Genomic DNA, 1973 nt, shown 5'->3' on the forward strand with positions numbered 1-1973 from the left:
GACATGACGACCTCCGATCCAGCCGTGGCAAGAGAAGGGCTATAGAGTACGAATAATGGGAATCATTATCAAACTCAGCCGTGCATTGATCGCCACGACATGAGCCACGCGGAGGTGACGTGTCCGCACGTCACCTCCGCGCCTGCCGGGCGCGCGCTAGAAGCGGTAGGTGAGCGTCGCCCGGACGGTCCGCTCACGGCCGTAGTAGCAGTAGTTGAGGTCGTAGCAGGAGGCGATGTACTCCCGGTCGAAGAGGTTCGACACGTTGAGCTGCGCACTCATGCCATCGATGCCGACGCGGGAGAAATCATAGCCGAGCATGGCGTCGACCACGGTGTAGTCCGGCACCTTCTCGGTGTTCTCCTCATCGGCATAGATGTCGGCGTTGTAGCGCACCCCGAGCCCGGTACGCACGCCGGCGAGCGTGCCATCGTGGAACGTGTAGTTCCCCCACAGCGACACCTGGTGTTTCGGCACCTGGTTGGCCGTGTTGCCTTCGGTATCGTCCTCGGTCTCCTCGTAGGTGACGTCGGTATAAGTGTAGCCGCCCCGCACCGACAGGTTCTCGGTGAGGCGGCTGCGCATCTCGAGCTCCACGCCCTGGGAACGGATCTCGCCGACGGCACGGTAGAAGCTCTCGTTCGGGTCCTTGGTGGAGACGTTCTCCTGGGTGATATGGAACAGCGAGACGCTGTAACGGTCGCTGGTGCCCGGCGGCTGGTACTTCAGCCCGGTCTCCACCTGTTCACCCTCGGTGGGCTTGAGGAGATCGCCGTTCTCGTCAGTGGTGCTGTTCGGCGAGAACGAGGTGGAGTAGCTCAGGTAGGGAGCGACGCCGTTGTCGAAGAGGTAGAGTGCACCGGCACGGCCGCTGAACTGGGTGTCGTCCAGCTCGCTGCTGGTGTCGGTGTCCTTGTCGGTGTTCTCGATGTCGATCCAGTCGTGGCGGCCACCGACGACGAGACGCCAGTTACCGATCGCCATCTGGTCCTGGAGATAGAGACCGGTCTGGCTCAGCTCCCGATCGTGCCGGTCGGTGCGGTAGACCGAGACATCGCTGCCGTACTGGGGGTCGGTGGCGTCCAGGCTGTCGACGGTTCCATAGTCCCAGACCACGTCGTTATCGCGGTGCTGGTAGTCGACGCCGAGGAGCACGGTGTGTTCGACCGGACCGCTGGTCAGGTCCGCCTCCAGCTGGTTGTCCATCGTCCACGCAGACAGATCCTCGTCGCCGCCGGAATAGTAGCGGATGAGATCGGTGTCCGAGACCCAGCCGTAGGCGTAGACCTGGTCCATCTCGACGTCGGAGTTGAGATAGCGGGCCTTCTGGCGGAACCGCCAGCGATCATTGAACTGGTGCTCGAACTCGTAGCCGAGCATCCGCTCGGTACGCTCGTATTTCTCGTAATCCGGCTCCCCTTCGAAGAAGGTGTTGTCGAGGTGGATGCCGGCATGGTCATCGACCGTCCCCTCGTAAGGCAGGCCGGAGTGGTACCCCCCTTCCGGGTCTTTCTGGAAATAGGCCAGAAGGGTGAGATCGGTGTCCGGGGAGACATCCCAGGTCAGCGACGGCGCGAAGGCATAGCGCGCCTGCTCGACGGGGCCGAACTGGGTATCCTCGGCGCTGCCGAGACCGGTCAGGCGATAGGCGACATTGCCGTCCTCACCCACGGGACCGGTGAGATCGAAGGCCGCGCTGCGCTGGTCGTTGTTACCGACACGGAAACGCACCTCGCCGCTGCGCCGGAACTCGGGCCGCTTGCTGCTCAGCGCCACGATCCCGCCGGGGGAGGAGCGCCCGTACAGCACCGCGGCAGGTCCCTTGACCACCTCGATGTCCTGCAGGAAGTACGGGTCGATGCTCATCGAGCTGTAGGAACCGCTGTCCCCCATGACCTTGAGGCCGTCGAGGAACGTGTTGTTGATGCTGCCGTCGGCGAAGCCGCGCAGCACCAGATAATCGTAGCGGCCGG

General features: G+C 63.4%; 1 protein-coding gene. It reads right to left on the bottom strand.

Annotation, left to right across the window (positions count from 1 at the left end; all coding sequences use genetic code 11):
• Window positions 1-156: 156 nt before the first annotated feature.
• The coding region (locus G7A99_RS18800) for a TonB-dependent siderophore receptor (protein WP_163143066.1) at window positions 157-1973 on the bottom strand (1817 nt) is incomplete at its 5' end.

The organism is Arhodomonas sp. KWT (assembly GCF_010993615.1).